Annotated in this window: 8 protein-coding genes; 4 read left to right on the top strand and 4 right to left on the bottom strand. The window is 47.8% G+C overall.

The window, feature by feature from the left end; all coding sequences use genetic code 11:
* Positions 1–77: 77 nt before the first annotated feature.
* On the bottom strand, positions 78–491 hold the full coding sequence (locus tag QUB70_RS30725) for a hypothetical protein (protein ID WP_332985521.1): 414 nt from the start codon (positions 489–491) through the stop codon (positions 78–80).
* Positions 492–571: 80 nt separating this feature from the next.
* Entirely contained in the window at positions 572–3,286 is a 2,715-nt protein-coding gene (locus tag QUB70_RS30720; protein ID WP_332985519.1) for a cation-transporting P-type ATPase, read from the bottom strand.
* 355 nt (positions 3,287–3,641) lie between these two features.
* Here QUB70_RS30720 and QUB70_RS30715 point away from each other — a divergent pair, with 355 nt between their 5' ends.
* Positions 3,642–4,034, top strand: coding sequence for a BON domain-containing protein (locus QUB70_RS30715; RefSeq protein ID WP_332985518.1), 393 nt, complete (start codon positions 3,642–3,644; stop codon positions 4,032–4,034).
* Here the strand turns inward: QUB70_RS30715 and QUB70_RS30710 are convergent.
* Both QUB70_RS30710 and QUB70_RS30705 read right to left on the bottom strand, forming a co-directional pair.
* Entirely contained in the window at positions 4,024–4,161 is a 138-nt protein-coding gene (locus QUB70_RS30710; protein ID WP_332985516.1) for a hypothetical protein, read from the bottom strand. The genes QUB70_RS30715 and QUB70_RS30710 overlap by 11 nt on opposite strands.
* A gap of 5 nt (positions 4,162–4,166) precedes the next feature.
* On the bottom strand, positions 4,167–4,544 hold the full coding sequence (locus QUB70_RS30705; protein WP_332985514.1) for a hypothetical protein: 378 nt from the start codon (positions 4,542–4,544) through the stop codon (positions 4,167–4,169).
* Positions 4,545–4,698: 154 nt separating this feature from the next.
* Between QUB70_RS30705 and rppA the strand changes: the two genes are divergently transcribed.
* The 3 genes from rppA (at position 4,699) to QUB70_RS30690 (ending at position 7,305) form a co-directional block, all read left to right on the top strand.
* Entirely contained in the window at positions 4,699–5,376 is a 678-nt protein-coding gene (gene rppA, locus QUB70_RS30700; RefSeq protein ID WP_332985513.1) for a two-component system response regulator RppA, read from the top strand.
* An 18-nt stretch (positions 5,377–5,394) separates the two neighbouring features.
* Positions 5,395–6,675: a sensor histidine kinase gene (locus tag QUB70_RS30695; RefSeq protein ID WP_332985512.1), complete on the top strand. Its 1,281-nt coding sequence runs from the start codon at positions 5,395–5,397 to the stop codon at positions 6,673–6,675.
* A 78-nt stretch (positions 6,676–6,753) separates the two neighbouring features.
* Positions 6,754–7,305 carry a DUF3124 domain-containing protein gene (locus tag QUB70_RS30690; protein ID WP_332985511.1) on the top strand — a complete coding sequence of 184 codons (552 nt, stop codon included), beginning with the start codon at positions 6,754–6,756 and terminating at the stop codon, positions 7,303–7,305.
* Positions 7,306–7,553 lie beyond the last annotated feature (248 nt).

Genomic DNA, 7,553 nt, shown 5'->3' with positions numbered 1-7,553 from the left:
TCATTCGGGGTACTTCGCGCAGCGCTCAGATTTATCCCCTCTGAATATACCGAGGGACTTCCCGGCTGGTAGTTAAATCAGTCCTTGTAAATTCTTGCTTGTTCCTCTGGCACCAACCATCCTTGAAGTGCGCCATACAGACCACCAGCAGTTGCGGCAATTCCACTTCCGAGGAAAGTTGTTAAAAGGCTTTCCACCGCTAATGCTTGACCAACACCAGGAATTAGCAGGCTGCTGAGTCCAACAATCAAGGTTAGTGAACCTACTCCTATACTTCCTAAGACCGCGCCTGCTTTTGCACCTTCTGCTCTTGTCATTGAAGGTTGCTGGACACCTTGATTATTTAAACCACCATTAGTGTCAGAAGTTTTGGTAATCGCTGAAATCTTGTGCATGGGAAATCCTATGTTTTTTAACTCAACTAGCACCTGTTTTGCGTCTCGACGGTTATAAAATAAGCCGATCGCGTGCTTGAAATTTTGGGAAATCACGAGAAAAATTGAATATTTAACTGCGTAAATTTGAGGGCTGTGTAGAAAGACAATCGGAACTAACGCCCCACAAAAGCAACCTAATTAAGAGGTGCAAAACGCTTCAGCAACGCTGAAAGAGCAATCATGGGCAGTCCGCATCCGACGCAAATCAAACCCTGCATCGGGCTTAAGGCTTCAGTGTCGAATAGCTGGTTCATAATACCCCATTGGCTAAACAGGAATTGGAGAATGAAAACGCTCCCAATACCGATCGCTACCGCGTAGCCAACCGATTCATCTTTACCGCGTAACTTCGCGACGATCCCCGGAACAAAGCGGCTAATGCTTAACAGATAAAAAGCTTCTGCGGCAACCAACGCTTGAATTGCCATCGTCCGGGCTAGAGCTTCATTGCCTGTGGTTTGGACGATCCATTCAAACATCCCAAAGATCGCAATCCAGTTAAAGAGTGAAACTGTCAGAATCCGGGCGATCAGCCTGCGAGACAGCAGCGGTTCGTTAGCGGGTCGAGGCGGCTGTTGCATGACATCGGGAGAGGGTGGCTCAAATGCCAACGGTAAGCTCAACGTAACTGAACTGACCATATTCAGCCAGAGAATTTGTACTGGCAAAATGGGTAGCGGGGTTGCCAAAAGTACGGCAATCAAGATGGTCATGGACTCGCCACCATTCACGGGCAGGATGAAGGCGATCGCCCGCAGCAGATTCTTATAAACCGTGCGCCCTTCCTCAACTGCTTTCTCGATCGAAGCAAAGTTGTCATCCGTCAGAATCATATCTGCGGCTTCTTTTGTGACTTCAGTGCCCGTGATGCCCATCGCTACCCCAATATCAGCTTGCTTCAAGGCGGGAGCATCGTTAACTCCATCTCCAGTCATCGCCACAATCTCGCCCTTAGACTGAAGTGCTTCGACAATGCGGAGCTTTTGTTCTGGCGCTACACGAGCAAACACGCAGCTTTGTTCAACAGCATTGGCTAATTCCTGCTGATTCATTTGAGCGAGTTCTTGACCGGTAAAAACGGGAGCCTCTTGGGTTTGATTTAGTCCCATTTGGTGCGCGATCGCTGCTGCTGTTTTGGCATGATCGCCCGTAATCATCTTGACCTGAATTCCAGCAGACTTACAGGCTTGAATCGCTTGAATGGCTTCGGGGCGAGGCGGGTCGATCATGCCTTGCAGCCCCAGAAAAGTTAACCCTTGCTCAATATCAGAATGCTCAATTTTCAATTGAGAAGCGGGTACAACTTTCTTGGCAAGTGCTAGAACTCGTAGCCCTTTTTTCGCCATTCTCTCCACGGCTTGCTCGATCGGCACGGGGTTGAGGGAGCTCGCCTCTCCCTGTGCATCGAGCATTTGGCGACACCGCTTGAGAATTGCTTCCATTGAACCCTTGACATAAATCAACCGTTCTGGACGATCGTCATGTAAGGTTGCCATGTATTGAAACTGAGATTCAAACGGCAGTGTATCAAGCCGGGAAAACGATTCCTCCAGTTTCTCAGTAATTAACCCCGCTTTTTGGGCTACCGCAACCAACGCCCCTTCCGTTGGACTACCGACTACAGTCCAGTTTCCCTCTTGCACTTCTAGATGCGAATCGTTGCACAACAATCCTGCTTGCAGGCATTCATATAAAGCAGGTGCGTTCGCCAAATCAACGGAGTGTCCATTTACAGAAATTTCCCCGTCTGGTGCATATCCTCCACCGCTAACCCGATATCGCTTTCCACCGGCATCTATCTCTTGAACAGTCATTTGATTCTCTGTCAAGGTTCCAGTTTTGTCGGAACAAATCACTGTTGTGCTGCCCAGCGTCTCAATTGCCGGAAGTTTGCGAATAATGGCGTGTTGCTTTGCCATTCGGGAAACCCCGATCGCCAGTGTCACCGTTAAAATCGCGGGTAAGCCTTCAGGAATTGCACTGACTGCAAGCGCCACAGATGCCTTGAACACCTCAACCCAAGAAAATCTCTGGGCAATGCCTGCGGCAAAGGTGAAGGCAGCCAAACCTAGAATGACATAGAGCAAGGTTGTGCTAAATTTGTCTATTTTGCGACTCAGTGGGGTTTCCAACGCGGTGCTTTGCTGCATGAGTTGGGAAATGTGTCCCGTCTCGGTCATGTCACCAATGCTGACGACGAGTCCGCGTCCCTGTCCAAACGTTACCAGGCTTCCGGTATACGCCATGTTCGTGCGATCGGCCAGTGGAGCGTCTGCCTCTACCGCCTGGGAGTTTTTCTCCACCGGGACAGATTCTCCCGTCAACCCTGACTCATCGACTTGTAAGTCACGGACTTCGATCAGTCGCAGATCCGCAGACACTTTATCGCCAGACGACAGCAAGACGAGATCGCCAGGAACCAGTTCGCTGGATGAAACCACTTGCTTTTGACCGTGGCGGAAAATAGTTGCCTCGGTGGTAACTGATTTTGCCAGAGCTGCGATCGCATTTTCTGCCTTTGACTCTTGAAGGAAACCAATGGTGGCGTTCGTCAGAGCAACCCCAAAAATTACCCCTGAATCAATCCACTCTTTCAGAAATGCTGTTACTATGCCAGCGGCTAACAAAATGTATATTAGTGGCTGATTCAGTTGCTGAAAAAATCGCAACCAGGCACTTTGCTGCTTCGGAGGCGTTAGTTGATTGGGGCCGAGGATCTCGCGCCGCTCTGCTGCCACATTGGAAGATAGCCCTATTTCAAGGTCACTCTCTAAAAGCCGAGCCACTTTCTCGACAGAGAGGTGATGCCAAGAGTGTTCTAGTAATTTCTCTACATTCGTTGCATTCATAAATAACGCTTATTGTCAAGCCAAGTGCTTGTCTGTTGTTTCGTCTTGTTTCTAGCGTCATTGATGAATGTGAGGGAAAAATGATCGACTGATTTCTGTTACTCACATTTGGATCACATTTGCTCCATATACTTACGCAGAGAACGGATTGAGATAGCTTGTGAACTTGGAAACCTTAGTTTACTGGATTTGATTTATTGCGGTCTTTAATCGGGTTGTAAAAAGCATTACTTTTGATGGATGAACTATCGGACACTCACTTGTTAAGTTGAGATGATGAAATACTTCATGCTGAGGTTTATCGGCAAAATTGCGTTTCAAAACAAACAAAACAGACAAGAATATGCAATTATCAATGCTATTTGCAAAAGGAATCAGCGTCAGCACAGTTGCAATTTTGGGTTTAGCTGCTTGCAACCCGCCCAATACTTCACAGACAACTGTTCCATCTACTTCTGCTCCCACAACTGTAACTGAAAATACGACTGCTCCAACCGCTCCTGCGACTGCAACCACGACCGCACAGACGGCTCAGAATCAAGACATTGACGATATTGCCGATCGCGTTGAAGATGCCTTAGACTCCGATGGCACCCTCAAGCCCTTCGATTTGGACGCAGACGATCGGGATAATTCGATTGTGTTAACAGGGCGCGTTAAAACGGCAGAACAAAAAGCATTGGCAGAACAAATTGCTCGGCAAATTGCACCCAATATTTCGATCGATAACCAAATCGTCATTCAGTAGTTCCTAACGGTGAAGTGGCAAGAGCATTTGGCGCTTCTTGCCGCTTGAGGAATTGCGCGATCGCAGCCAGGAAACCTATGGATTTGCCAACCTTATTTGACTGGATGCGATCGCCATATTGAAACAATAAACTTATTCCACGATCTCGTAACGGACTAACTGGCGAACATTTTGACGCGATAACTGTAGTTCTTGCGCGATCGCTGTCTCTATCTGGGTTGCGTCAGTCATTGGCAATTTTAATTCCAATCGCTTCAAAATTGGTTCTGCTGTTTCTACCGCAACCTGGGTTGTTCCTTGTTTTCGGTTAATTACCGCGTTGATCAGCAATATATTGACAGACACCGTTGCTTTAAGCTGGGTATCTGCCTGAAGTTTATTGTTTGCGATCTGGGGTTGTTGTAATTCTTGAGCCATTAGGAAAGTCGAGCCAAACCAAAACGCGATCGCCACAAACGGCAACGGCAACCAAAACTCTGCGCCTGATGCTTTTAGCCAACGTCTAATCATCAGCTATTCTTTCCCATCTGTTCTGAGGCTCCTACTATCTTGTTGCAGTTTAATACAACTTGCTCTATCCTAAAATCTAGCTTAAAGAAGATGCGCGAATCGCCTCAAACTCTAATGCTGAAAACTGCAAGCTGCGAAGGAAGCGAGCCGAGATATGAGAGTTTTGCTGGTGGAAGATGACCCAAAGCAACTGATGCCGCTGCAAACGGTACTAGCTCAAGCAGGACATAGCGTGGATGGGGTAAAAGATGGAGAGACGGCACAGTGGCTTTTATCAGAAAAAGAATACGATTTGTTGATTTTGGACTGGATGTTGCCACATATCAGTGGGGTAAATCTTTGTCGTCAGTATCGATCGGCAGGGAAAACAGCTCCGATTTTGATGATCACGGCAAGAGACACCACGCCTGAAAAAGTGACCGGGTTAGATGCAGGTGCAGATGATTACCTGGTGAAACCGATCGATTTGGTTGAATTCATGGCACGAGTTCGGGCATTAAGACGGCGATCGCCCCTTTGGCAAGGAGATACGCTCAGCCTTGAGGATCTGCACCTCCACCTGGATACTCTGACTGTTGAGCGACAAGGTGCAACCGTTTCCCTCTCCAGTCGCGAGTTTCAGTTGTTGGAGTATTTTATGCGTCATTCCCGTCAAGTTTTGACTCGGAATCAGATTGAACAAGGCGTGTGGGAATGGGGCACTGAACCAGAGAGCAATGCGATCGCGGTTCTAATTCGCAAACTCCGCCAACGTTTGCAGGCTGTAGGGGCCGCCGATTGGATTGAGAGCATCTACGGTATGGGTTATCGCCTCATTTCCCCTGAAAAGTAACGATCGTGAAGAGAAGCCGTGTTCAATCAAAGTCGTCGCAATTTGGCTCGTTGGTTTACCCTCTCAATGGGAAGCATTCTCGTGCTGTTTGCGGGGGTGATTTACCAGATTGAGGTAAAAGATAAACTAGAGGCCCTTGACCTACTGCTCTATGACAAAACTAGAGTCATGGCTGCCAGCGTGTATTATGAAGTTCGCCAAAACCAGAACCAGGTCGATCTGAGTCATGTCCCCTTGTTAGGCAGTGGGTCTCATCCCCTTGCAGAAGATCTGATTTACGTGCGCTGGTTTAACGCACAAAGGCGGCTCGTTCGTTTTTTTGGGACTCCTTCCCCAGAGCAGTTAAATACGCCCTTTGGTTATCTCACAGTTCGATCGACCGATCCACTTGTGGGAAAAGATATTTGGCTGCGTCAGGTGACATTACCAGTCGAAGGCAGAACCGGGGTGCTTGGCTATCTTCAGGTTGCAACTCCCCTGACAGAAACTCAAAACAGGCTCACTGAGCTTCAGATTGTGCTAACTCTCGCTGTCCCGCTGACACTGGGCTTAATTGCCCTCACAGGTTGGTTTCTCAGCGGGCTGGCCATGCAACCGATTCGGCAAGCCTATCAGCAGCTTCAACGCTTCACAGCCGATGCCTCTCACGAGTTGCGATCGCCCCTCTCTGCTATCCTCACCAATGCCCAGCTTGGGTTAATGATTGCGACTGATGACTCGCGCTACCACCCCCCCTTGGAAAACATTGTAGACAGTGCGAAATCAATGGGACTGCTGGTGAATAATTTGCTGCTGTTAGCCCGTCATCAAGGACGGCTTGTGCCTGAATCGCTCAAGTTGCTCAATCTCAACGATCTGCTGAGCAATTTAGCCACCGAGTTCGCTCCGCTTGCACAATCTCAGAACCTCAAACTAACCTACAAACCCTCTGAGCAACGGAGCGAATTGTGGGCTGACCCTGATTTGCTGCGGCAGGTAGTCGAAAACTTGCTCAACAATGCCTGTAAATACACGCCTGCTGGCGGAATGGTACAATTACGCTTAATTTCCCATCCAGGCTGGGCAATCATTCAGGTACTAGACACGGGCATCGGCATTCCAGAATCGGACTTACCCTATATTTTCGATCGCTTCTATCGGGTGGACACTGAGCGATCGCTCGATAGTGGTGGATTTGGACTGGGGTTAGCGATCGTCCAACAGATTGTCGAGGCCCACGGTGGAAAAATTCACGTGACGAGTGAAGTGGGCAAAGGCTCAACGTTTCAGATTGAACTGCCGCTCAAACCTTATCGCTAAGCCGCCTCACACGAGAGAGAAGGTTCACTCTGCTTTAGGCGTAACTGCAATGTATGTGGTGTATTTGGATGGATTTCGATGAAGCTGAAACAGCATTTCTGGGCTTATTGGGCGATCGCCGCGATCGTCATTACCTCTTGTTCAGACCAAACTACCTCACAAAGGCAACAACCTAATACAAAACGTGAAACCTCACTGAGATCGGTCACGTTAGATAAAACAAAAGTTGTGATGGGACAAACCCTATATGTCCCTATTTACTCGCATATTTATCACTACAATAGCCAGGATGATGTGATGGAGTTGTCAGCCACGCTCAGTATCCGCAATACGGATCTGACGAATTCGATTATTATCACTTCTGTGCGTTACTACGATACCGATGGGCAATTGATCAGGCAGGATATTAAGAGTCCTGTAGAACTCAAGCCGCTTGCTTCCACAGATTTTTTCATTGCAGCAAATGATACAAGTGGAGGGTCAGGTGCAAACTTTATTGTGGAGTGGGTTGCAGAAAAAACGGTTTATGAGCCTGTCATTGAAGCTGTCATGATTAGTACCTCTTTTTCTCAGGGCATTTCATTTGTCAGTCCCGCTAAAGTTCTCAAGCAACACAGGATGCAGAAGTGATTTGAGAGGATTAAATTATTGCTCTAGAAGGTAGTTTGCGACTAGCCTAGAAGCGATCGATATCATGGACGATCTATTGAACCTAATATCCCGGCCGGGCGGGTTTTTGAGATTGTCAATTACTGGCAGATATTGTTGGTGAACCCGCCCCTTGTATCTACAGATTAATAATTAGGGCTTGCTGAAAAAGTAAGAAAACAGCATTTAGAAAGATGAATGAACTCGCGAATCCCTTGATACTATAAGCT

The sequence above is a fragment of the Microcoleus sp. A003_D6 genome (assembly GCF_036702825.1).
GTDB lineage: Bacteria > Cyanobacteriota > Cyanobacteriia > Cyanobacteriales > Microcoleaceae > Microcoleus.
The sequence above is the reverse complement of the archived record's forward strand: the minus strand, read 5'-3'. Positions and strand labels throughout refer to the sequence as shown.

Bases quoted from the DNA above. Each gene is read 5' to 3' on its own strand.
- rppA (WP_332985513.1), top strand. From the start codon at position 4,699: ATGAGAGTTTTGCTGGTGGAAGATGACCCAAAGCAACTGATGCCGCTG.
- QUB70_RS30690 (WP_332985511.1), top strand. From the start codon at position 6,754: ATGAAGCTGAAACAGCATTTCTGGGCTTATTGGGCGATCGCCGCGATC.
- QUB70_RS30720 (WP_332985519.1), bottom strand. From the start codon at position 3,286: ATGAATGCAACGAATGTAGAGAAATTACTAGAACACTCTTGGCATCAC.
- QUB70_RS30715 (WP_332985518.1), top strand. From the start codon at position 3,642: ATGCTATTTGCAAAAGGAATCAGCGTCAGCACAGTTGCAATTTTGGGT.
- QUB70_RS30705 (WP_332985514.1), bottom strand. From the start codon at position 4,544: ATGATTAGACGTTGGCTAAAAGCATCAGGCGCAGAGTTTTGGTTGCCG.